This is a genomic window from Sulfitobacter sp. UBA4523, from assembly GCF_002388305.1.
GTDB classification, from domain to species: domain Bacteria; phylum Pseudomonadota; class Alphaproteobacteria; order Rhodobacterales; family Rhodobacteraceae; genus Sulfitobacter; species Sulfitobacter pontiacus.
In genome coordinates this window covers 1-21605 of the sequence record NZ_DGMH01000002.1, presented here as the reverse complement: position 1 = coordinate 21605, position 21605 = coordinate 1, and the positions used below count along the sequence as shown (strand labels likewise).

Sequence of the window (21605 nt, the reverse complement as noted above, 5' to 3'; positions counted from 1 at the left end):
ACGGCCACCGCCGGAGGTTTACTTTGATCCGGCCTGAAAACGCGGTACGGATTGATATGGCGCAGCGTACCTTTATCGAGATTCTTTTGCCTGAGTTGAGGGCCTATGCCACGGCCATCTGTCAGTCGCGCGACGCGGCAGAGGATCTGGTGCAGGACGCGGTGGAGCGGGGGTTGCGGTCTGATCGCAGACCCGAACTGCTGGAGGAATTGCGCCCGTGGATGTTCCGCGTCATTCGCAACCTGCATTATGACGAGCTGAGAAAAAGGCGCGTGCGCCGTGAATATTCGGCGGAGGAGAAACGTCTATCTGATGAAGCAGGCGGACCGGATACCGCGCGGGATGTATTGGTCCGGCTGGCGTTCGAGAAGCTGCCGCCCGAGACCCGCGAAGTGTTGTGCCTTGTGGACATCATGGGCCTGAAATACGCCGAGGCGGCGAAAGTGATGGATGTGCCGAACGGCACAGTGATGAGCCGGATCAGCCGCGCGCGTCGGGCGTTACTGGACGTCGTCGATGGGGCCGGAACGGCAAAACAGGAAGTGACGCGGAAGACATGAGCGAGCTGAACGACAAAGACTGGGAACAGGTCAACGCCTACCATGATGGCGCGCTGAACGCGTCGGAAATGCGTGCCTTGGAGACGCGGTTGGCTGCCGAACCCGCGCTGGCTACGGCGCTTGAGGATGTGCGGCGCGTTTCGCGCAGTTTGGCGTTGATGCGTCCGGTGCTGGACGATCCAGACGCTACGCCGCAAACGATGGTTGCAAACAGCAACCGGCACCCGCGACGTTGGCTTTGGGGCGGCGCTGTCGCCGCAGCGGTGGCTTTGGCGATGGTATTCGGGTCTGGCTTCGTCGCCAGCCCCACGGCTTTCGACATTCACACCGAACTTGCAGCACAGACCTATGATGTAGGCTCTGGCGATCTGCGCCCCGTGGCGGGGAATGGTTTGGCGGGTGTGCCGGATCTTGAGGGCGCGAACCTGACAGCCGTCGCGTCCCGCGTGACAGAAGAGGGCGATATCATGCATTATGCGGGCCAGAATGGATGTCGCCTGACCTACCTGCGCGGCGGGTTTGCCCTGCCAGAGGGTAAAAGCACGTCAGAAAAGCAGATCGCGAGCTGGGGCTCCCGGGACCAACAGCGCCATATCATCGTCGCGACGGGGATGGACCGCACCCGGTTCGATGCCATTGCCAGCTATCTCAAGCTGGAGACGCGCGAACGCGCCTCTGAAAGCGTGATGGCTGCACTTTCAAAGACGGTTCGTTCAGCGCGGCCTTGCGTCGGTTAGGTCAGTCGGCGTCTGACAAACTGGCGAGATAGGCGATCACATCGGCCTGATCTTCCGGCTTGCGCAGCCCGGCAAAGCTCATCTTGGTGCCGGGCACGGCCTTGCGGGGGTTGGCAAGGAAAGCCGCCAGCCGGTCCGGTGTCCAGTCGCCACCATGGTCAGTCAGCGCACCGGAATAGCGGAACCCGTCCACCGCCGCGACAGAGGCACCGACGATCCCGTAAAGATTTGGCCCGACGCGGCTTGGGCCATCTTCTTCGACCGTGTGACAGGCTTTGCACTTCCTGAACACCTTCTCGCCCGCGGCGGGGTCGCCCTGTGCCAGAATCTCGGCACCGGGCATTTCGGGCTCTGCTGCGGCGGCGTCCTCGGTCGGCGCGCTGGCGTCGCTGTTGGCCGCGGCGTCAGATCCGCCCGCGACCGTCGCCACATAGGTCGATAGCGTTTCGATCTCTGCGTCGGTCAGCGTTTCGGCAAAGCCGGGCATAATGCCGATCCCGCTTGTCACGGCGGCGCGGACCTGTTCGACGGTGGGCTTGAAGTCATCAAGGTTCGGGCCGATCTCGCCTTCGGCACCTGCGTCTTTCAAGCTGTGACAAAGGGCACATTGCGGCTGCGCTGTCTCGTTGAATAGGGCGCGCCCTGCGTCAAGAGAGGCGTCGGCTGCTGCTGCGCTGCCGATCAGCGCAAGGAAAAGGGCACCGCCAAGGCGCGGCGTCAGGGATGGGGTCATTTCAATGTCTCCGGGTAAGGGTCGGACCGACGGCCAAGGCCGCCGGTCTATGGTATCAGCTGACAGTCACGTCGACGGCATGTGCCCGCCATCCGTTGTTGCCATAACCGCGTTCGTTTGGCGGAAAGTTCTCTGGCTGGGCGTCGCCTGCGGCATTGGTTGCCCGGCTGGCCAGCATATGCGTGCCCTCCGTCAGATCGGTGATCAGCACAAACGGCCGCCACGCGTAGGGGCCAAGGTCAGGCCCCAGAAACTGCGCATCGGCCCAGGTCTGCCCGCCGTCGGTGGACACTTCGACTTTCTCAAGCCCGCTGACACCGCCCATGGCGACGCCGTGGATCTGTACCTTGCCCGTTGCGGCATCCACCAGCGGCCCGGTGATCCATGATTTCACCGACATCTCATACATGGAGGGTTGCGAGGGATCACCTTTTTCGCCGACAGGGCGGACGCGGTAGCCGGTCTGCTGGATCTTATTGGGCGATTCCTCGACCGTCAGGGCCAACCGTTTGAGATACTTGATATTGTTGACGCCGTAGTAGCCCGGGATAATCAGCCGCAGGGGGCCACCGTGCGCCAGCGGCACGGGTTCGCCGTTCATCTCCCATGCGAGGATCGCGCGATCCATCGCAGCCTTGGGGACAGAGCGTTCAACCTGGATCGATTCAGGCGGCAGCCCTTGGGGAATATCCTCTCCGCCGGTGCCGGTCAGATACACGGCATCTGCATCGGCGCCGCCCATTGCGTCAATAACGGCGCGCACGGGCACGCCTGTCCACACGACATTGCCCGCCGCCCCGACGGACCATTGCGACCCGCTCGTCTCGTGATCGAAGAAAGCGCGCCCATTGCCCGAGCATTGCAGCACGCAGACGACCGTTTCGACGCCAAGCGTTTTCAACGCACCGACGGTCATCTTGCCGGGGTTTGCAACACCGTCGATCTCGACCTCCCAGGCATCGCGGTCGGCAACGATCTTGTCCGAGGGGGCGGGCAAGTTGTTGCGGATGTAAAGTTCGGTCGTGGGGGTGATCAGCTCTGACCCCTGTGCGGCGCGTTTCGTCTCGAGCGTCTGCTTGGAATGGACGATCATGTCCTCGGCGTCTTTCCAGGCGACGTAATCCGGCAAAGGCTCTCCGCCTGATTGTGCCAAAGCCGGTGCCCCGACCGCGACGGCGGCCATTGTGCCTGCCGATCCGATTAAAAAGTGCCGACGCTTAACGTTTTCAATGACTTTCATGTCTTCCTCCCGTGGTTCCGGGCCTTTGCTCTGCATCGTGGGCAAAGGCTCTATGACCAAGTGACGTCCGGGGGGTGCGGTTTATTCCCGCGTGACAAAATAACTTTCGATAAAGTTTGGGGGCGCCCGCTGGATCGGTGCCCGTTCGCGCAGGCCCGCTGTATCCAGCGGTTTGGCAGAACTCGGGTCTGTCGCCTAGCGGGAGCCGTTGTGTTGTATTGGGGGTGCTCCTCTTGGCTGTCTTGCGCTGTGCAGGCTCAGGCCGGGTTCAGGCGTTCCCGCGGACAGGTTTGTCGTTGTTGATCGTGAAAATCATCCCGTCGAGAAGTTCACCCAGATCGGGGCGCGCCGCCGGGCCGTTAGAGATGGCTATGATCTGCGTCGTGCCGTCGGGGCGCAGGCAGAAAATACCGGGCTCTGCAAAGCGACGGTCGGTTTCCTGCGAAGACAGCGGGTCGGTGACGTAAAGTCCCATGGCGCGCATGTCACTCTCTTGCAGGTCGTAGCCGATGTCGAAGGTCCACCCGAAGCGCGCGACATCATCGCTGACTTTCTCCAGCGGGTCGGCCGAGACGCATTTCACCGCAAAACCCGCGTCTTCCCACTTTGCATAGTTGTGTTCCAGCTTGCCCAGGTAGGTCTTGCAGCGTCCGCAATGCTTGCCACGGTATACGATGAGCAGCGTCCAGCCGTCGGTCGCGCCGCCCACCGTCATGGTGCCGCCGCCGAATTTAGGCACCTCGAACAGGGGGAAGGCGGTGCCCGCCTGTAGTTTGGTTGTCTGGTTGGAATGCGAATTTGTCATGTATCTACCTCTTCCTATGTATTGGCCCGCCCGTGCAGCAGGGGCGAAATTTCCGTCGCCTTACTCGTCTCTTCGCAGACCTTAAGCCCTTTAAAATTCTAAATTTTTGGGTCGGCGCAGTGAAGATCAAAACGAAAGGGTCAGGCGCGTCCCCATCAAGACTCGAAAAATAATACTTGTAAATATTTGTAAGTCGTGTGATCACTTTTGCAATAATTTGTCTTTGGGAGGAAACAAATATGAAACTGAATAAAATCATCACCCGTGGTGCCTTTGCGATTGCCGCGGCATCGACGCTGGCTGTCATGCCCGTGACGGCGCAGGCAAAGGACTGGCGCGGCTGGAATATCCACGTCGAGGATTACCCTGTATCGCACGGTATGGAAGCCTTCATGGAAGAGGTCACCGAAAAGACAGGGGGCGAGATCAAGGGCAAGGTGTTCCACGCTGGCGTTCTGGGCTCGCAGCCCGATGCGATTGAACAGCTGCGTCTCGGGATCATGGATTTTGGCGTCTTCAGCCTTGGGCCGATGGGGCAGGCCGTGCCTGCAACCAACGTCGTGTCCTTGCCCTTCGTGTTCAAAAGCGTGCCACAGATGTATGAGCTGATGGACGGCGAACCGGGGGCCGCACTGGGGGAAGCGCTAGAGGAAAAGGGGATTGTCCCCCTTGGCTACTATGACGCCGGCGCGCGGTCTTTCTATAACTCGGTCAAGCCGATCAATACGCCCGAAGACGTGCAAGGCATGAAAGTGCGCGTGATGAACAACGATCTGTTCGTCGGCATGATCGAATCCATGGGCGGCAACGCCACCCCGATGGCTTTTGCGGAAGTCTACCAATCGATCAAGACCGGCGTTGTGGACGGGGCAGAGAACAACCCGCCGTCTTATGAATCCACCAGCCACTTCGAGGTTGCGAAATACTATTCGTTGACCCAGCACCTGATCATTCCCGAATGCCTGTGCATGAGCAAGAAGACCTTTGACGGTCTGACACCAGAACAGCAGGAAATCGTGAAAACCGCCGGTAAAAACTCCACCGATCTACAGCGCAAGCTCTGGGGCGAACGCGAGGCGGCGTCGATGAAGATCATCATGGACGGTGGCGTCGAAGTGAACGAGATCGCCGACAAATCGGCGTTCCAGGAAGCGATGGTGCCCGTCTACGAAAAGTATCTGGCGGCCAATCCAGAGATGACGGATCTCGTCAATCTGTTCCGCAACGCTGACTGATCAGCGCGGCTGGACAATCGTGCGCCCTGTTGTAACGGGGCGCACCCCTTCTCTCACAAAGGAATAGGGCCGTGGAACACGCACCCCTCTGGATGAAGCATACCGAGCGTGCGCTCGACGGGCTGAGTTTTCTTTGCATGCTCGCGGCCTCTATCGCCATCGTCGTGCTGATCGCGACCTTCGGCTGGCTGGTGTTCGGGCGCTATGTCTTGAACGTCACACCGACATGGGTCGAACAGCTGGCGCTTTTGCTGATCTGCTATGTGACCTATCTGGGCGCGGCGGTCGGGATCCACGAGAACACACATCTCGGGGTGACGCTATTCCGCGACATGATGGGCTGGCGGGTCAGTCATTTCCTGAAGCTCGTCATTGATATCGTCCTTGCCGGTTTTGGCCTGATCATGCTGGTCGCAAGTATTGAACTGGTCAAATTCGGGTGGAGCACAATGCTCCCCATGCTGAACATCCCTGAAAGCTTCCGGTCCTTGTCGGCTGCGATGTGCGGCGGGCTTGTCTTTCTATTTGCCGGACTGCGCGCGGTGTTTCGGATCGCCTGTTTTCTGCGCGGTATCCCCTATCATGAAAAAGGTCTGTTTTAATCATGGGTCTGACAATCCTTCTTGGCATTTTCGGTGTCTCCGTCGTGATCGGTATCCCCGTCGCCTTTGCAATGGGTATCGCAGCCCTGACCGCTTTCTGGTACGAAGGTTTTCCGCTGCTGATCACCTTTCAACGGTCGGTTTCCGGCATCTCTGTCTTCTCGCTGCTGGCGATCCCGTTCTTCGTTTTCGCAGGCGAGCTGATGCTGCACGGCGGTATCGCCATGCGTCTGGTCAAGTTCGCCTCGGCCCTTGTGGGTCACGTGCGCGGCGGTCTGGCATCGGTGAACATTTTTTCCAGCATGTTGTTCGGCGGAATTTCGGGATCGGCTGTGGCTGATATCTCGGCGCTCGGGTCTATTCTGATCCCTGTCATGAAGGAACGTGGCTATCATTCCGATTACGCGGTGAACGTGACCGTTACATCATCGATTGCAGGCATCGTCATCCCGCCCAGCCACAATATGATTATCTTTGCGGTGGCCGCTGGCGGGGGGATCTCGATCTCGAAGCTGTTCCTCGCGGGGGTGGTGCCCGGCATGCTGATGTGTCTGTGCCTTGCGGTGGCGGCCTATGTCATTGCGATCAAACGCAACTATCCGGCGGAACCCTTCCCCGGCTGGCGTGCGGTCGGCGTTGCATCGCTGCATGCGCTGCCGGGTCTGGTGACGGCTGTGATTATCGTGGGCGGGGTGCTGTCGGGTATTTTCACCGTGACTGAATCCGGTGCCTTCGGCGCGATCTATGCGCTGCTGCTGACCTATTTCGTCTATCGCAGCCTTGACTGGAACGGGTTCAAGACCGCCGTCGTCTCTGCTGTGCGGACAACCGCGATGGTCATGGTGCTGATCGGTTTTGCCAGTTCATTCGCCTATCTTCTGGCGCTGTATCAGGTGCCCGAAAAGCTGAGCAGCTTCATGCTTGGCATCTCGGAAGAAAAGATCGCCGTTCTGCTGATGATCAACATCATGCTGCTGGTGCTGGGGATGATCATGGATATGGCCGCGCTGATCCTGATCTGCACCCCGATCTTCCTGCCCATTGTGCGCGATCTTGGCATGGACCCCACCCAGTTCGGGATCATGCTGCTGGTCAACCTCGGGCTTGGTCTGTGCACGCCCCCCGTTGGCACCTGTCTGTTCGTGGGCTGTGCCGTTGGCAGGGTCAAGATCGAGGAAACGCTCAGGACCATATGGCCCTTCTACCTGGCCATTCTGATGGCGCTCTTGCTGGTCACATATGTCCCCGCGGTGTCGCTGTTCCTGCCCTCATTGCTTGAATGAGCCGACCTTTTCCACGCCTTTCAAAACGCCCGAAATACCATAGTAGAAAGTTTTCACCATGACTGAACCGACGCCAGAACTCCTTGAAAAGCTCATGCATGTCAGCACGGCAACGCTGACCACCGCATTGTTCAAGCGCGGCTTTCGTAACGTCTTTGTTCAGGGGCCGTACCGTATGAATCCCGGGCCGAATATGGTCGGGCCGGCCTACACCCTGCGCTATATACCCGCGCGCGAGGATCTGGACGGGCTAGAGTCTTTCGCGGATCGTGCCAACCCGCAGCGCAAGGGGGTAGAGGAATGCCCCCCCGGGTCCGTCTTCATGATCGACTCGCGGCGCGATTCAACGGCGGCCTCGGCGGGGTGTATTCTGGCCACCCGGTTGATGAAACGCGGCTGCAAGGGGATCGTCACCGACGGGGGGTTCCGCGACACGCCCGAGATTTCGGCGCTTGAGATGCCCGCCTATCACACCCGCCCCAGTGCGCCGACAAACCTGACCAAACACCACGCCGTCGCGATCAATGACCCTATCGCATGTGGCGGTGTTTCCGTCTTTCCGGGTGATATTATCGTGGGCGACAATGAAGGCGTCGTTTGCATCCCCAAGCATCTGGTGGCAGAAATAGCGTCAGAAACCGAAGAGATGACCGTTTTCGAAGACTTCGTTCTGGAAATGGTGCAAAATGGTGCTTCGATTTTTGGGCTTTACCCACCGACAGATCCGGCAACGAAGGACGAATTCAAAGCATGGCGGGAACAAAACAACCGGTAGCAGGCGCAGATGCGAGCCGTTCCGCCATGGGCAAGCCCGCCAAGGAACGCACGCTTGCGGATCACGCCTACGAGAAAATCCTCGCGATGATCTCCAGCGGGGAGACCGCGGTCGGGGATAAGCTGCCGACGGAACACGCCATGAGCGAGATGCTGGAGGTGTCCCGGCCGGTGCTGCGTCAGGCGCTCAAGCAGCTGCGCGAAGACGGGGTGGTCGTGTCGCGGCAGGGGTCAGGGTCATTCGTGCAGCGCCGCCCCGATACGGCGGTGCTGACCTTTGCGCCCGTCGGGTCCATCGCTGATATCCAGCGCACCTTCGAATTCCGCGCCGCGATCGAGGGGGAGGCGGCGTTCCTTGCCGCCGTGCGCCATACAGAAGCGGATCTGGCCAAGCTGCGCGCGCATTTCAAGGAGCTGGACCGCTGCATTCGCGAAGGGGAGTTGGGCGTCGAGGCAGACGAGGCCTTTCATCAGGCGATCTGCGAGGCGTCCGGCAACCAGTATTTCGCAACTGCGCGCACCTCGATGAAGTCGAACATCCTGACCGGCCTTAACCTGACGCGGAACCTGTCGCTCAGCAAACCGCGTGAGCGGATGGAGCTTGTCCAGCAAGAACACCGCCGCATCCTCGCCGCGATCATCGCGCGGGATCAGGCCGAAGCCCGCGCCGCCATGCGCGCCCATGTTGAGAATGCAAAGAACCGTGTGTTCGAAGGCTAACTGCTTACTCCAGCGGTAGCCCGTGGGCCGCCATGAAATCATCCCGCCGCGGTGCAAAACTGTCGAGCAGTTTCCCCGCCTGCAAGCACAGGCAGGAATGTTCGACGTTCGACGGGATGATCAACGCATCGCCGGGGTTCAGGATTTGCGTGTCGCCCCCAACGGTGAATTCGAACTGGCCAGAGGACACGAAGGTCGTCTGCACATGGGGGTGCGAATGGGGCACGCCGACGCCGTCCTTTTCGAACATGAACTCTACCATCATCAGCGCTTTGTCCTGACACAAGATGCGCCGCTGCGCGCCGGGGCCAGAGGTCATCCAACCCTGTGATGCGTCTGCTGTGGTGTCCATTGGTATGCCTCCCCCCGGCGTTTATCAGATGTAATTATTTGTAACTGTTTTTGGTTGTTGTCAACAGATTTGGGTGCGGGGCTAGCCGTGGGCCGTAGTGATTTTCATCGGGTTTGTGCTTGATATAACGCATATTCTACTGTTTTTTCGGGCTTTTCCGCTGGGGCCAAAGACCTTCTCGACTTACCAATCTCTATATTTGTAATAATTTGTATTGTCGTGCCCCGAGGTTTGCCCTAAGCAAGGGGACGGATAATGCAGTTGTTGGGCGTGCATCGCCGCCCTTGAACCCCATTGTGCATCGAAGGGAGACGCGGAGAGCACTGCTCGGTCAGGTTCCTCCGCAGAATTTTATATTCAGGAGACGATCATGGACCTCAAAGGGAAAACCGCAATTGTAACCGGCGGTGGCCGCGATATCGGCCGCGCCTGCGTGCTTGAGCTCGCGGCGCGGGGCGCGAATGTGGCGATCAACTATATGGCAAGCTCAGAAGGGGCCGATAGCGCCGTCGCCGAAATCAAGGCGGCGGGCGGCAATGCCTTCGCGCTGCAGGGCGATATGACCAAAGAGGCCGATGTTGCCGCGTTGGTAGAAAAGACCGTCAAGGAATTCGGACAGGTCGATACGCTGGTCCACGTCACGGGCGGGCTGGTCGCGCGGGTCACCATGTCGGAGATGACGCTGGATCACTGGCAGTCGGTCATGGACGTGAACCTGACATCCTTTGTGCTGATGGTGCGTGAATGTCTGCCCCATATGACCGAAGGATCGTCAATTGTCGGGCTCGCGTCGCAGGCCGGTCGCGATGGCGGCGGGCCCGGTGCCTCTGCTTACGGCGCATCCAAGGGGGCGCTGATGACGCTGACGCGGGGTCTGGCGAAAGAGCTGGGTCCGAAAATCCGCGTGAATTCGCTTTGTCCGGGGATGATCGATACCGATTTCCACAACATCTTTACCAAACCCGAAGTGCGCACCCATGTGGCCAATGTCTCGCCCGTGAAACGCGAGGGGACTTCGGAAGATGTGGCCAAGCTGGCGGTGTTCCTTGCCTCGGATGATGCTGCGTTCATCACGGGTGCCAACGTCGATATCAACGGCGGCATGCTGTTTTCCTGACAACGACACGACCGGCGGCTGCGGATGCACGCGGCCGCCGGATTTTTCTGACAGAGGCGAAAGGAAACGCAGCATGGAACTGATGGGCAAACACCTGATCGCAGGCGAATGGACCGGCGCGGCAGAGCAATTTTCATCCGACCCCGCCGACGGGGAGCCACGGGTTTTTGCCGCCGGCACCGTTGATCTGGTCGACCGCGCCGCGCAGGCTGCCGAGGATGCGTTTGACGCCTACAGCGCCACCACAGCGCAGGATCGCGCGGCCTTCCTGAATGCGATCGCGGACGAGGTTGATGCCCGTATCGACACATTGGCCCTGATCGGCACCCAAGAAACCGGCCTGCCAGACGCACGTTTGCGCGGTGAGACAGGGCGCACCTCCGGGCAGCTGCGCATGTTCGCGACGCATATCCTTGAAGGCAAGTTTCTGGACGCGCGCCATGATGCGGCCCTGCCGGATCGCACGCCTTTGCCGCGATCCGATTTGCGGATGATCCAGCGCTCGATTGGCCCTGTTGCGGTCTTTGGGGCGTCGAACTTCCCGCTCGCTTTTTCGACGGCAGGCGGGGATACGGCGTCGGCTTTGGCGGCGGGCTGTCCGGTGGTTGTCAGGGGGCACCACGCGCACCCCGGCACGGCAGAGGTCGTGGCCGCAGCGATTGCCGCCGCCATTACAGCTTGCGACATGCCCGCGGGCGTATTCTCGTTGATCCAGGGGGGCGGGCTAGAGGTCGGGCAGGCGCTGGTGCAGCATCCGTTGATCAAGGCCGTCGGCTTTACCGGATCGCTGCGCGGCGGACGCGCGCTGTTTGATCTATGCGCACAGCGGCCCGAACCCATTCCGTTTTTTGGCGAGCTTGGGTCGATCAATCCAGTCTTTGTCCTGCCCGCCGCAGCCTCCGCCCGTGGCGCAGAGATCGGCGCGGGATGGGCCGCGTCGTTGACGATGGGGGCAGGGCAGTTCTGCACGAACCCGGGCGTGGTTGTGGTCACCGACGGCTCCGGTGCCGATGCCTTCCGCGATGCCGCGGTCGCCGCGTTGTACGAAAGCCCTGCCCAAACAACGCTAACGGCGGGGATCGCCGATGCCTATTTCGACGGGCGTGATCGTATCGCGCGCGCGGGGTGTACGCGCGCGCTCGTCTCTTCGGATCGGGGCGAGGCGCGCCGTGTCACCCCTGCTGTCTTCGAGGTCTCTGGCACCGATTGGCTGAACAGCGACGCGCTGGCGCATGAGGTCTTCGGGCCGCTTGGCATTATCGTGCGCGTGGCCGATGCGGATGAGATGGCCGCGGTTGCCAAAGGGCTGGACGGGCAGCTGACCTGCACGTTGCAAATGGACGCAGGCGATACTGCTGCCGCCAAGGCCTTGATGCCGGTGTTAGAGCGCAAGGCGGGGCGGATATTAGCCAACGGCTTTCCCACGGGCGTGGAGGTCAGCGGGGCGATGGTCCACGGCGGGCCCTATCCCGCGTCGACCAACTTTGGCGCGACGTCGGTCGGGACGCTGGCGATCCGCCGTTTCCTGCGCCCCGTCTGCTACCAAGACCTGCCGGCAGAGCTGCTGCCGGTCGTTTGACCCTGTGCGGGGCAGCGGCGCGTTGGGGGTAAGCCGCTGATAAACTTGAGATATACAAATAGTTACAAATAAGCTTGACGCATTACAAATACTAACGACATATTTCACGTCAGGGAGAATCTGGTCAGGCACGTATCTGGTCAGACAACAATCAGGGAGGACTACCATGTCATTTTTTACCAAGACAGCACAGCTTGTTTCGGGTGCCGCCGTTGCTGCGACGCTCTTTACCGCGACCGCGCAGGCCGAGACGGTTCTGCGGGGGGCCAGCATGTTCGACGAGGAACATGCCTTCACCAAAACACTGCGTAAATTCGAGGAACTGGTCGGCGAGAAATACGACGGCGATGTGACGTTTGACTTACGTCTGAACGGCGAGCTTGGCGTCGAAAGTGATTACGTCACCTTCCTGAACCAGGGTGTGGCGATCGACTATACGATCCTTGCGCCGTCCAACATGGCCAAGTTCGCCCCGTCCATCCCGCTGATGGACATGCCGTTCCTGTTCCGCGATCTGGACCACTGGAATGCGGTCTTGTCCAGCGATGTGCTTGCGCCGCTGGAGGACGAGCTGCTGGAGAAAGCCGATATCAAGATCGTGGGCTACACCGGCGGGGGCACGCGCAATCTGCTGTCCAAAAACCCTGTCGTGACCTTTGATGATCTGAAGGGCCACAAGATGCGGGTCATGGGCGCGCCGATCCAGGCGCAGATCTTCCAGGCGTTGACAGCGGCCCCTTCGGCGATTGCCTATAACGAGGTTTACAACGCCATCCAGACCGGCGTCATCGCAGGGTTCGAGAACGAGGCCGCGAGCATTCAGAACCTCAAGTTCTACGAGGTGGCCCCGAACCTGACGCTGACGCGCCATTCGATCACCGTGCGCCCCATCGTGATGAGCGGCAAGACCTTTAACAGCCTGCCCGCAGACCTGCAGGCCGCCGTGCTTGAAGCGGGCGAAGAGGCAGGGGCCTATGGCCGCGAGCTGGAATCGCGCGAGGACGGCGTAAAGCTGCAAGAGATGGTCGATGCGGGTCAGCTAACCGTGTCCGAATTCGAAAACCGCGACAAGATGCTGGAAATGGTCAAGCCGGTGCAGGATGCCTATGCCGCCGAGATCGGTGCATCGGACCTGCTTGAAGCGGTCCGCGTCAAGTAATCCCCGCGGATGCCCCCCTTGGGTTCTTGTGACCCGAGGGGGATTTTATTTTCACTCAAGCTGATCGGTAAGCACATGATCCTGCGTGGTCTGGAACTGCTCGCATCCTTGCTCCGCTTCGTTGTGGGGGTGCTGATGTTTTCACTGGCGATCCCCGTCGGCCTGCAGGTCATCGCGCGCTACACCGGGGTGATCCCCGTCTACCTATGGACCGAAGAGCTGGCCACGTTCATCTTTGTATGGGTGGTCATGCTCGGGTCTGCCCTGGCGGTGTGGGAGGGGACGCATTTCGACGTTCAGGTCATCCCCGGTGCCAAGCATCCGCTGCTGGCGTTCTTGCAGCAAGCGCTGGTGCTAGGGCTGGTCGCGGGGTTTGCGCTGTTGTTCGCATGGTACGGCATTGATTACGCCAAGTTCGGGGGCAACCAGACGTCGGTCATGATGCGGGCAAATCTGATGTTCACGCATATCTCTGTCCCGATCGCCGGTGTGCTTTGGGCGGTCTTTGCCCTTTACCGTTTGTATCAAGCATTTGCGGTCTACCGCACAGAGGGGCGGGCCGTATCATGATCGTTTCAACGGGCCTTGCCTGTCTTATTCTTGTGGGCGGTTTCATCCTGCTGGTGGCGTTGCGGGTGCCGGTCGCCTTTGCCTTGGGGATCGCGACAATTCCGATTGTGATGCTGGATATCCGGCTGACGCCCTTCATTGTCATCGACCGGATGTTCCAGTCGTATAACTCGTTCATCCTGCTTGCCGTGCCGTTCTTTCTGCTGGCGGCGAACCTGATGAATTCGGGGTTGATCACGCAAAAGCTGATTGATTTCGCCCGCGTGCTGACTGGCTGGATGCCCGGTGGATTAGGGCATGTGAATGTCGCCGTGTCGATGCTGTTTGCCGGTATCTCGGGGTCGTCCACGGCGGATGCGGCGGGCTGCGGCAAGATCCTGATCCCCGCGATGGTCAAAGAAGGCTATGACACCCGTTTTGCCATTGCGATCACGGCCTGTTCGTCCGTGATGGGGGTGATCATTCCGCCCAGTATCCTCATGGTAGTCTGGGGCGGGGTCATGCAGATTTCGGTCGGCGCGCTGTTTCTGGCGGGGGCCATTCCCGGCTTGCTGATCGGTTTTGCCCTGATGGCGACGGTCTATGGCTATGCCAAGACATACGACTACCCCGTCACCCTGCGGCCCACATTCGGGCAGTTCTGGTCGGCGTTCAAAGGCGCGGCGCTGGCGATGCTGACCCCGGTTCTGGTGATCGGCGGCATTGTCGGGGGCATTGTGACCCCGACCGAAAGCGCGATCATCGCGGCGGGCTATGCGTTGATCCTTGGGGTTTTCGTCTATCGTACCGTGTCGGTGCGGGATCTTGGCGGGATCTTTTATGACACGGGCCGTTTTGCGTCGATCTCGCTTTTTGCGATCGGGACGGCTTCGGCTTTTGGCTGGATGCTGGCGTTCTACAACGTGCCGCGTTTGATCGTGGACGTGCTGACCGCGCACGAGCTTGGCGTCATCGGCACGTCGCTGATCATCGCGGCGCTGTTCCTGTTTTTCGGTCTGTTCATCGATGCCATCCCGACCATTATCATTCTGGGAACGGTGCTTTTGCCCGTGGCGCGTGCGGCGGGGATTGATCCGGTGGCCTTTGCGATTATCGGGATCATCTCGCTGGCCTTTGGTCTGGTGACGCCGCCCTATGGCTTGTGTCTGCTGATCTCTGCGTCGATCGGGGGGATGAATGTGGTCAAGGTGCTGCGGGATGTCTGCATCATTCTGGCCCCGATGCTGGTGATCTTGTTGCTGGTCATTCTCTTCCCGCAGATCGCCCTGTGGCTGCCGCGCACGCTCATGCCGATGTCATTCCAATGACCCGTCGGCGCAGACATCTGATCGAATAGGATATCCCATGAAAGAAACATGGCGCTGGTTTGGCCCCACTGATCCGGTCACGCTTACCCATATCAAGCAGGCCGGCGCGTCGGGCATTGTGACCGCTTTGCACGACTACGCCCCCGGCGAGGTCTGGCCGCTGAGGGATATCACGGCCCTTCAGGCGCGGATCGAGGAGGCCGGCCTGAGCTGGGATGTGTGCGAGTCGATCTGGATGCCGGATGCGATCAAGCTGAAGGGTGCCGGTGCCACGGCAGAGATCGCGGCATGGATCGAGACCATGCGCAATCTGGCGCGCGCGGGCGTCAAGACGATCTGCTACAACTTCATGCCGCTGCTGGACTGGACCCGCACCGATCTGCGCTTCGAGATCGACGGGCAGGGGCAGGCCTTGCGTTTTGACATGGTGGATTTCGTGGTGTTCGACGTGTATATCCTTGCGCGCCCGAACGCTCAGGCCGACCACGCCCCCGATCTGCTGGCCGCGGCGCAGATGCGGTGGGGGCATATGACAAAGCCCGAGATCGCCGCGTTAGAGGCGAATATCATCGCAGGGCTTCCCGGTAGCGCCAAAGGGTTTACGCGGGCGGATCTGCTGGCGGGCATCGAAAGTTTCGCATCCCTGTCGCACCGCGACCTTCAGGCCAATCTGGCCGCGTTCCTGAGGCTCGTCGTGCCAGAGGCAGAGGCCTTGGGGGTGCGGCTTGCCATCCATCCCGATGATCCGCCGTTCCCGCTTTTCCGTTTGCCGCGCTGCGTTTCGACCGCGCAGGATCTGGTGTTTATTCTTGATGCGGTGCCGAGTGCTGCGAACGGGCTGACCTTCTGTACTGGGTCACTTGGGGCCCGTGCGGATAATGATCTGCCGGACATGGCCCGCCGTTTTGGCGCGCATATCCACTTTGCCCATTTGCGCAATGTGCAGCGCGAGGGGGATGGCAGCTTTCATGAAGCCGCGGCACTTGGGGGGAGCACCGATATGATCGCGGTCCTCGCGGCCCTGCGCGCGGCAGAACAGGGGCAGCCCGCCCGCGTTATCCCCATGCGGCCGGATCACGGTCACCTGCTGGCGTTCGAACAGCAGCAGAAAACAAATCCGGGCTATTCATATCTGGGGCGGCTCAAAGGATTGGCGGAGCTACGAGGCGCCTTGGCCGCGCTGGACCATTCAGACACCGGATCAAAACACGCAAGGCAGGTGCAATGACCTCACTTCTTGGCATCGGCGAATGCATGATCGAACTGTCGTCGGCGGGCGATGACCTGTGGCGGCAACGATTTTCCGGCGATGTGTTCAACGCCCTGTGGTACGCGCGGGCGCATTCCGCCGATGATGCGGATGTCGCCTTTCACACCGCTGTTGGCACGGACCCTATGTCGGACCAGATGCTGGCCTTTATCCGGTCGGGTGGGATCCGCTGCGCGGAGACGCCGCGCATCGCCGATCGGCGCCCCGGTCTGTATACGATCCAGCTGAACGGGGCCGAGCGCAGCTTTACCTATTGGCGCGACACATCGGCGGCGCAGATGATGGTGCGCCACCCCGGCCCGCTTTGGCGCGATGTGGCAGGGGCGGATGTGGTCTATTTCTCGGGCATCACGCTGGCGATCCTGCCGCCCGACGACCTGGAGACACTCCTGGCCGGTTTGGTAGAGCATAAAAAGCACGGCGGGCTTTTGGCGTTTGATCCGAATATCCGGCCTCACCTCTGGGCGGATAAAGACCGGATGCTTGATGTCATATCGCGGGCCGCGGGCCTGAGCGATCTTGTACTGCCAAGTTTCGACGATGAAACAACGGCCTTTGGTGACCGGACCCCGCAGGAAAGCGCGAAACGTTATGCCGATCTGGGGGCCGGGCATGTTGTGGTCAAGAACGGGCCTGCGGATACGATCCACCTGCAGGACGGCCAGTTGACGGCCTTCCCCGTGGCCCCGGTCGGGGACATTATCGATACGACCGCCGCCGGAGATTCCTTTAACGGCGCCTATATTGCGTGCCTTCTGTGCGGCTTGCCGACCGAGGACGCCATATCGGCCGCGCAGAGATGTGCGGGGCAGGTGATCAGGCATAAGGGTGCCATTATCTCGCGCAACGATCTGGGGCTGGTCTGACAGAGCGCGCGCACCCGCCGATAGATTGACCCCTAGAATTCCTGCCAAGCCCGTGCCGCATTTGATCTAGATCAAGGCACCGCCCCTGCCGCCATGAGAACCGTGTCCCGAAATAAAGGGGATTCGGGATATGTTCGATACGCTCAAGTTGGTCGTGCTTGCGCTCATTGTGTTTTTCGCAGCTTTGGCGGCCGATTGGGCGCGGGATCCGGCCTATATGGTCCATGCGCTGCTGATCATGGTGATCGCCGCCGGCCTGTTCTTCTGGCAACTGCGCAATATGCCGGTCGACGGTGTCGCCGCGCCCCATGCGCCAGCGCCGCAGGGCTATATGGACGGGCCGATCCGCTATGGCGTGATTGCCACGGCGTTCTGGGGTGTTGTCGGGTTCCTTGCGGGGACATACATCGCCTTTCAACTTGCGTTTCCAGCGCTGAATATCGAATGGGCGCAGCCCTATGCCAACTTTGGCCGTCTGCGTCCGCTGCACACCAGCGCGGTGATCTTCGCCTTTGGCGGTAATGCCCTGATCGCCTCTTCTTTTTACATCGTGCAACGCACGTCGGCGGCACGGCTTTGGGGCGGCAACGCCGCTTGGTTCGTCTTCTGGGGCTATCAGCTTTTCATCGTGCTGGCAGCGACGGGCTATCTGCTGGGGGCGACCCAATCGAAGGAATATGCCGAGCCGGAATGGTATGTCGACATCTGGCTGACCATCGTCTGGCTGACCTACCTCGCCGTGTTCTTCGGTACGATCCTGAACCGGCGCGAGCGTCATATCTATGTGGCGAACTGGTTCTTTCTGGCCTTCATCATCACCGTGGCCATGCTGCATGTGGTCAACAACCTCGCCATTCCGGTGTCGATCTGGGGCTCCAAATCGGTGCAGGTCTTTGCGGGCGTGCAGGATGCGATGACGCAGTGGTGGTACGGGCATAACGCCGTGGGCTTCTTCCTGACCGCCGGTTTTCTGGGCATGATGTACTACTTTGTGCCGAAACAGGCGGGCCGTCCGGTCTATAGCTACAAACTGTCGATCATCCACTTCTGGGCGCTGATCTTTCTGTATATCTGGGCGGGTCCGCACCACTTGCACTATACCGCCTTGCCCGATTGGGCGGCGACGCTGGGGATGGTGTTCTCGATCATCCTGTGGATGCCCAGTTGGGGCGGCATGATCAACGGCTTGATGACGCTTGAGGGTGCGTGGGACAAGATCCGCACCGATCCGATCATCCGCATGTTTGTCGCCTCGCTTGCCTTCTACGGGATGTCCACCTTTGAGGGGCCGATGATGTCGATCCGCGCGGTGAACAGCCTTAGCCACTACACCGACTGGACCATCGGGCACGTGCATTCCGGCGCGCTTGGCTGGAACGGGCTGATCACCTTTGGCGCGCTGTATTTCTTGACACCGCGGCTTTGGGGCAGGGCGCAGATGCATTCGCTGTCGGCGATCAACCTGCACTTCTGGCTCGCGACCGTGGGCATCGTGCTTTACGCGGCGTCGATGTGGGTCTCGGGCATTATGGAAGGGCTGATGTGGCGCGAGGTCGATGCCAATGGCTTCCTTGTCAACAGCTTTGCCGACACCGTCGAAGCCAAATTCCTGATGTATGTGGTCCGTGGTCTGGGCGGGGTGCTCTACCTCGCGGGGGGTGCGGTGATGGTCTGGAACATGTGGATGACCATCCGCGCCCCGCAAGCCTGCCCCGTCACCGTCGCCCTGCCAGCGGAGTAATATCAATGGCCAAGAACCCCCAAAGCCCCAACTATGACCCCGCTGACGATCCCAAGGTGGTGAGCGCCAGCGAAGGAATGAAAAAGGGCAAAATCCCGAACGAGCTGCCGCCCGAGACGCAGACGATCACCTTTCACCAGCGGTTTGAACGCAATGCGACGCTGCTGCTGATCGCCTCTCTCGGGGTGGTCAGTATCGGCGGCATCATCGAGATCGCGCCGCTGTTCTGGCTGGAGAACACGATCGAGAAGGTCGAGGGCATGCGCCCCTATTCGCCGCTGGAACTGGCGGGGCGCGAGATCTACGTGCGCGAGGGCTGCTATGTCTGCCACAGCCAGATGATCCGCCCCATGCGCGACGAGACGGAGCGTTACGGCCATTACAGCCTCGCCGCCGAATCCATGTATGACCACCCGTTTCAATGGGGCTCGAAACGCACCGGGCCGGATCTGGCGCGGGTCGGTGGGCGCTATTCGGACGAGTGGCATGTGGACCACCTGATGGACCCGCAGTCGGTCGTGCCGGAAAGCGTCATGCCGAAATACGCCTTTCTGATGGAGGCCAAGCTGGAAAGCGAGGATGTGACCGAACTGCTGGCGACCCACCGCATGGTTGGCGTGCCCTACACCGACGAGATGATCGCCAGCGCGAGCGGAGATTTCCGCATGCAGGTTGACCCGATGGGGGATTATGACGCGCTGCTTGACCGCTACCCCGGTGCGCAGGTGCGCGACTTTGACGGGCAGCCCGGTGTCAGCGAGATGGATGCCCTGATCGCCTATCTGCAAATGCTCGGGACGTTGGTCGATTTCTCGACCTTTGTGCCCGACGCCACCCGCTGAGGAGCCCGCCATGGACACCTATTCCTTCCTGCGTGAACTGGCCGACAGTTGGGCCCTGCTGATCCTGACGTTGATCTTTCTGGGGGTCATTGCTTGGGCCTATCGCCCCGGATCGCGCGCGCTGCATGATGACGCGGCGGATGTGCCGTTTCGCAACGATGACCCCGACCAAGCCCGCCAAGACGGAGCCCGCCAATGACCGACAACCGCAAGATCGACCCCGCCACCGGCACCGAAACCACGGGCCACAGCTGGGATGGCATCGAAGAGCTGAACACGCCCTTGCCGCGGTGGTGGCTTTGGACCTTCTACGCCACCATCTTCTGGGGCGTGATCTATACCATCCTCTATCCCGCGTGGCCGATGGTTTCGGGGGCGACGGCGGGGCTGTTGGGCTATTCCACCCGTGGCGAGGTCGCGGCTGAAATCTCGCGTGTCGATCAGTCGAATGCCGATCTGACGGAAAGCCTGATCAACGTCGATATGGGGGTTCTGAAAGACAACGACGCGCTGCACCGTTTCGCTGTGCAGGCGGGGCGTTCGGTCTTTGCGGCGAATTGTTCGCAATGTCATGGCGCGGGGGCGGGGGGTGTGGTGGCCTCGGGCTACCCGAACCTTCTGGATGACGATTGGCTTTGGGGCGGTACGATGGCCGAGATCGCCTATACCGTGCGCCACGGCATCCGCAACGAGGATGACGCCGACGCGCGTCTTTCGCAGATGCCGTCCTTTGACTGGCTGGGCGCTGCGGAGCTGGACGCCACGGCCCATTTCGTACGCAGCCTTTCGGGGCTCGCGCATGACGAGGCAGCGGCCCAAGCGGGTGCGGATATCTTCGCCACGAATTGCAGCGCGTGCCACGGTGAGACGGGCCTTGGGGATCGGGAGATCGGCGCGCCAAACCTTGCCGATGCGATCTGGCTGCGCGGCGGCAGTCACGAGGCGATCATCCAACAGCTGAAAACGCCGCGCATGGGGGTCATGCCGCCGTGGCAGGCGCGTTTGGGCGAAGCCGATGTGCGCGCTGTGACGGCCTATGTGCACGGTCTGGGCGGGGGGGAGGCCGCGATGGACACGGCCCAAGATACGCCTGCCGACTGAGCCGCAGCACAAAAAGACCTGTTGTTTGATGCAGATCAAAGCGGCCTGCGCCCCACGGGTGTAGGCCGCAAGACGTAACCCCGGAGCCCCCCGCCCATGTCCAACGCCGCCCCCCCGCTTTTCGCCGCGCGCGAGCCGATCTTCCCCCGCCGGGTGAGCGGCTTTTTCCGCCGGCTGAAATGGGTTATCCTGATCCTCACGCTGGGGGTCTATTACGTCACCCCGTGGCTCCGTTGGGACCGCGGGCCGAGCCTGCCGGACCAGGCGGTTCTGGTCGATCTTGCCAACCGGCGTTTCCATTTTTTCTGGATCGAGATCTGGCCGCATGAGTTCTATTTCGTCGCCGGTCTGCTGATCATGGCGGGGTTGGGGCTGTTCCTGTTTACCTCTGCCTTGGGTCGGGTCTGGTGTGGCTATGCCTGCCCGCAAACCGTCTGGTCTGACCTCTTCATGACTGTGGAGCGCTGGATCGAGGGCGACCGCAACGCGCGTATCCGCCTGCACAATGCGCCGTGGAGCCTGCGCAAGGCGCGGTTGCGGGGGGCGAAATGGGCGGTCTGGTTGCTGATCGCAGTGGCGACGGGCGGGGCTTGGGTCTTTTACTTTGCCGATGCGCCCAGTCTCGCGCGCGACCTCGTGACCCTGCAAGCGGCCCCCGTGGCCTATGCCACCATCGCCGTGCTCACCGCCACGACCTTTATCTTTGGCGGCTTCATGCGCGAACAGATCTGCATCTACATGTGCCCCTGGCCCCGCATCCAAGGCGCGATGATGGACCCCGGCACGCTGACCGTCGGCTACCGCAAATGGCGGGGGGAGCCGCGCGGCAAGGGCGGGGTAAAGCGCCAGAAAGCGGCGGCAGAGGCGATCGGCAGCGGCAATGCGGTGGCGCGCTACGGCGCGGCGCTGGACAAAAACACCGCAGGCGACCGCCAATCGCGCGATGGAGAGGTCTTGGGCGATTGTATCGACTGCAACGCCTGTGTCGCGGTCTGCCCGATGGGCATCGACA

At 60.9% G+C, this 21605-nt stretch carries 23 protein-coding genes; 19 read left to right on the top strand and 4 right to left on the bottom strand.

Going from position 1 to position 21605, the window contains the following annotated elements; translation table 11 throughout:
- Together B3849_RS00205 and B3849_RS00200 are read left to right on the top strand one after the other, a co-directional pair.
- The coding region (locus tag B3849_RS00205) for an RNA polymerase sigma factor (protein WP_349678126.1) at nt 1-560 on the top strand (560 nt) is incomplete at its 5' end.
- A complete protein-coding gene (locus B3849_RS00200) occupies nt 557-1297 on the top strand; it encodes an anti-sigma factor family protein (RefSeq protein ID WP_286779677.1) in 741 nt (246 codons plus the stop codon). The genes B3849_RS00205 and B3849_RS00200, both read left to right, overlap by 4 nt.
- A 1-nt stretch (nt 1298) precedes the next feature.
- Here the strand turns inward: B3849_RS00200 and B3849_RS00195 are convergent, their stop codons facing one another.
- From B3849_RS00195 to B3849_RS00185, 3 genes are all read right to left on the bottom strand, one after another.
- Nucleotides 1299-2030, bottom strand: a complete 732-nt coding sequence (locus tag B3849_RS00195) for a c-type cytochrome (protein ID WP_278425677.1) — start codon at nt 2028-2030, stop codon at nt 1299-1301.
- Between the two features lie 55 nt (nt 2031-2085).
- Nucleotides 2086-3270, bottom strand: a complete 1185-nt coding sequence (locus B3849_RS00190; protein WP_235183698.1) for a sulfite oxidase — start codon at nt 3268-3270, stop codon at nt 2086-2088.
- 268 nt (nt 3271-3538) lie between these two features.
- A complete protein-coding gene (locus B3849_RS00185; protein ID WP_278425678.1) occupies nt 3539-4075 on the bottom strand; it encodes a redoxin domain-containing protein in 537 nt (178 codons plus the stop codon).
- Between the two features lie 239 nt (nt 4076-4314).
- Between B3849_RS00185 and B3849_RS00180 the strand changes: the two genes are divergently transcribed.
- The 5 genes from B3849_RS00180 to B3849_RS00160 all read left to right on the top strand — a co-directional run bounded on the left by B3849_RS00180 (nt 4315) and on the right by B3849_RS00160 (nt 8689).
- Entirely contained in the window at nt 4315-5310 is a 996-nt protein-coding gene (locus B3849_RS00180) for a TRAP transporter substrate-binding protein (protein ID WP_005848957.1), read from the top strand.
- 71 nt (nt 5311-5381) lie between these two features.
- The gene (locus B3849_RS00175) at nt 5382-5912 is read left to right on the top strand and encodes a TRAP transporter small permease (RefSeq protein WP_278375703.1); all 531 of its coding nucleotides are present in this window, start codon (nt 5382-5384) and stop codon (nt 5910-5912) included.
- A 2-nt stretch (nt 5913-5914) separates the two neighbouring features.
- Nucleotides 5915-7195 (top strand): TRAP transporter large permease, encoded by a 1281-nt coding sequence (locus B3849_RS00170; RefSeq protein ID WP_005848953.1) that lies wholly within the window; start codon nt 5915-5917, stop codon nt 7193-7195.
- A 58-nt stretch (nt 7196-7253) separates the two neighbouring features.
- Nucleotides 7254-7970, top strand: a complete 717-nt coding sequence (locus B3849_RS00165) for a ribonuclease activity regulator RraA (protein ID WP_286779676.1) — start codon at nt 7254-7256, stop codon at nt 7968-7970.
- Nucleotides 7946-8689 (top strand): FadR/GntR family transcriptional regulator, encoded by a 744-nt coding sequence (locus tag B3849_RS00160; RefSeq protein WP_050752188.1) that lies wholly within the window; start codon nt 7946-7948, stop codon nt 8687-8689. Before B3849_RS00165 ends, B3849_RS00160 begins: the two co-directional genes overlap by 25 nt.
- A 4-nt stretch (nt 8690-8693) precedes the next feature.
- On the opposite strand, the gene B3849_RS00155 is transcribed toward B3849_RS00160, so the two are convergent.
- Entirely contained in the window at nt 8694-9041 is a 348-nt protein-coding gene (locus tag B3849_RS00155) for a cupin domain-containing protein (protein WP_005848947.1), read from the bottom strand.
- A 370-nt stretch (nt 9042-9411) separates the two neighbouring features.
- Here B3849_RS00155 and B3849_RS00150 point away from each other — a divergent pair, with 370 nt between their 5' ends.
- From B3849_RS00150 to ccoG, 12 genes are all read left to right on the top strand, one after another.
- Nucleotides 9412-10158, top strand: coding sequence for an SDR family NAD(P)-dependent oxidoreductase (locus tag B3849_RS00150; RefSeq protein WP_005848946.1), 747 nt, complete (start codon nt 9412-9414; stop codon nt 10156-10158).
- Nucleotides 10159-10231: 73 nt separating this feature from the next.
- Nucleotides 10232-11737: an aldehyde dehydrogenase (NADP(+)) gene (locus B3849_RS00145; protein ID WP_286779675.1), complete on the top strand. Its 1506-nt coding sequence runs from the start codon at nt 10232-10234 to the stop codon at nt 11735-11737.
- Between the two features lie 166 nt (nt 11738-11903).
- Entirely contained in the window at nt 11904-12896 is a 993-nt protein-coding gene (locus B3849_RS00140) for a TRAP transporter substrate-binding protein (protein WP_278425683.1), read from the top strand.
- Nucleotides 12897-12971: 75 nt separating this feature from the next.
- Nucleotides 12972-13466, top strand: a complete 495-nt coding sequence (locus tag B3849_RS00135) for a TRAP transporter small permease (RefSeq protein ID WP_005848940.1) — start codon at nt 12972-12974, stop codon at nt 13464-13466.
- Entirely contained in the window at nt 13463-14773 is a 1311-nt protein-coding gene (locus B3849_RS00130; protein WP_278425685.1) for a TRAP transporter large permease, read from the top strand. Before B3849_RS00135 ends, B3849_RS00130 begins: the two co-directional genes overlap by 4 nt.
- 37 nt (nt 14774-14810) lie before the next feature.
- Nucleotides 14811-16001 carry a mannonate dehydratase gene (gene uxuA, locus B3849_RS00125; RefSeq protein WP_278425686.1) on the top strand — a complete coding sequence of 397 codons (1191 nt, stop codon included), beginning with the start codon at nt 14811-14813 and terminating at the stop codon, nt 15999-16001.
- Nucleotides 15998-16909, top strand: coding sequence for a sugar kinase (locus B3849_RS00120; RefSeq protein WP_278425687.1), 912 nt, complete (start codon nt 15998-16000; stop codon nt 16907-16909). The genes uxuA and B3849_RS00120 overlap by 4 nt, the downstream gene beginning before the upstream one ends.
- A gap of 130 nt (nt 16910-17039) precedes the next feature.
- Nucleotides 17040-18650 (top strand): cytochrome-c oxidase, cbb3-type subunit I, encoded by a 1611-nt coding sequence (gene ccoN, locus B3849_RS00115; protein WP_278425688.1) that lies wholly within the window; start codon nt 17040-17042, stop codon nt 18648-18650.
- 5 nt (nt 18651-18655) lie between these two features.
- On the top strand, nt 18656-19492 hold the full coding sequence (gene ccoO, locus B3849_RS00110) for a cytochrome-c oxidase, cbb3-type subunit II (protein ID WP_278425689.1): 837 nt from the start codon (nt 18656-18658) through the stop codon (nt 19490-19492).
- Nucleotides 19493-19502: 10 nt separating this feature from the next.
- Nucleotides 19503-19691 carry a CcoQ/FixQ family Cbb3-type cytochrome c oxidase assembly chaperone gene (locus B3849_RS00105; protein WP_005848929.1) on the top strand — a complete coding sequence of 63 codons (189 nt, stop codon included), beginning with the start codon at nt 19503-19505 and terminating at the stop codon, nt 19689-19691.
- Nucleotides 19688-20593: a cytochrome-c oxidase, cbb3-type subunit III gene (gene ccoP / locus B3849_RS00100; protein ID WP_278425690.1), complete on the top strand. Its 906-nt coding sequence runs from the start codon at nt 19688-19690 to the stop codon at nt 20591-20593. Before B3849_RS00105 ends, ccoP begins: the two co-directional genes overlap by 4 nt.
- Before the next feature lie 96 nt (nt 20594-20689).
- Nucleotides 20690-21605, top strand: a 916-nt coding sequence (gene ccoG / locus B3849_RS00095) for a cytochrome c oxidase accessory protein CcoG (RefSeq protein ID WP_286779674.1), incomplete at its 3' end; no start/stop codon positions are given.

Coding starts and splice junctions, on each gene's coding strand:
- B3849_RS00200 (WP_286779677.1), top strand. CDS start 557: ATGAGCGAGCTGAACGACAAAGACTGGGAACAGGTCAACGCCTACCAT.
- B3849_RS00195 (WP_278425677.1), bottom strand. CDS start 2,030: ATGACCCCATCCCTGACGCCGCGCCTTGGCGGTGCCCTTTTCCTTGCG.
- B3849_RS00190 (WP_235183698.1), bottom strand. CDS start 3,270: ATGAAAGTCATTGAAAACGTTAAGCGTCGGCACTTTTTAATCGGATCG.
- B3849_RS00185 (WP_278425678.1), bottom strand. CDS start 4,075: ATGACAAATTCGCATTCCAACCAGACAACCAAACTACAGGCGGGCACC.
- B3849_RS00180 (WP_005848957.1), top strand. CDS start 4,315: ATGAAACTGAATAAAATCATCACCCGTGGTGCCTTTGCGATTGCCGCG.
- B3849_RS00170 (WP_005848953.1), top strand. CDS start 5,915: ATGGGTCTGACAATCCTTCTTGGCATTTTCGGTGTCTCCGTCGTGATC.
- B3849_RS00165 (WP_286779676.1), top strand. CDS start 7,254: ATGACTGAACCGACGCCAGAACTCCTTGAAAAGCTCATGCATGTCAGC.
- B3849_RS00160 (WP_050752188.1), top strand. CDS start 7,946: ATGGCGGGAACAAAACAACCGGTAGCAGGCGCAGATGCGAGCCGTTCC.
- B3849_RS00155 (WP_005848947.1), bottom strand. CDS start 9,041: ATGGACACCACAGCAGACGCATCACAGGGTTGGATGACCTCTGGCCCC.
- B3849_RS00150 (WP_005848946.1), top strand. CDS start 9,412: ATGGACCTCAAAGGGAAAACCGCAATTGTAACCGGCGGTGGCCGCGAT.
- B3849_RS00145 (WP_286779675.1), top strand. CDS start 10,232: ATGGAACTGATGGGCAAACACCTGATCGCAGGCGAATGGACCGGCGCG.
- B3849_RS00140 (WP_278425683.1), top strand. CDS start 11,904: ATGTCATTTTTTACCAAGACAGCACAGCTTGTTTCGGGTGCCGCCGTT.
- B3849_RS00135 (WP_005848940.1), top strand. CDS start 12,972: ATGATCCTGCGTGGTCTGGAACTGCTCGCATCCTTGCTCCGCTTCGTT.
- B3849_RS00130 (WP_278425685.1), top strand. CDS start 13,463: ATGATCGTTTCAACGGGCCTTGCCTGTCTTATTCTTGTGGGCGGTTTC.
- uxuA (WP_278425686.1), top strand. CDS start 14,811: ATGAAAGAAACATGGCGCTGGTTTGGCCCCACTGATCCGGTCACGCTT.
- B3849_RS00120 (WP_278425687.1), top strand. CDS start 15,998: ATGACCTCACTTCTTGGCATCGGCGAATGCATGATCGAACTGTCGTCG.
- ccoN (WP_278425688.1), top strand. CDS start 17,040: ATGTTCGATACGCTCAAGTTGGTCGTGCTTGCGCTCATTGTGTTTTTC.
- ccoO (WP_278425689.1), top strand. CDS start 18,656: ATGGCCAAGAACCCCCAAAGCCCCAACTATGACCCCGCTGACGATCCC.
- B3849_RS00105 (WP_005848929.1), top strand. CDS start 19,503: ATGGACACCTATTCCTTCCTGCGTGAACTGGCCGACAGTTGGGCCCTG.
- ccoP (WP_278425690.1), top strand. CDS start 19,688: ATGACCGACAACCGCAAGATCGACCCCGCCACCGGCACCGAAACCACG.